This window comes from Butyricicoccus sp. AM27-36 (genome assembly GCF_003480945.1).
In the GTDB taxonomy this organism is placed as follows: Bacteria; Bacillota; Clostridia; order Oscillospirales; family Butyricicoccaceae; genus Agathobaculum; species Agathobaculum butyriciproducens.
Window position 1 is genome coordinate 1 of the sequence record NZ_QUJR01000019.1, and the last position, 303, is coordinate 303.

The following is a 303-nucleotide window of genomic DNA, read 5'->3' on the forward strand; positions in this document are numbered from 1 at the left end:
AGCCCGTGATGGTGTACCAGATTCGGTGCGCTGTGGGTTCGTAACAAAATCCACAGCGGAACCGAGAAATACCGGAAGTCTAACTGTTATGGCCCGTTGGTCAAGCGGCTAAGACGGCGGCCTCTCACGCCGCAAACGGGAGTTCGATTCTCCCACGGGTCACCAAATTTCTTCAAGAAAGATGTTGACAGTAGGCTGATGGTATGTTATAATAACAAAGCTGCACAGGAATGTGCAACGAAATAGTAGGTGTTAATGGTGACGAGGGTACACCTGTTCCCATTCCGAACACAGTAGTTAAGC

1 tRNA gene is annotated in these 303 nt (G+C 49.5%); it reads left to right on the plus strand.

The features are described from left to right. Positions 1-90: 90 nt before the first annotated feature. Positions 91-165 (plus strand) — tRNA-Glu (locus DW724_RS14875). The last annotated feature ends 138 nt before the right edge of the window (positions 166-303 follow it).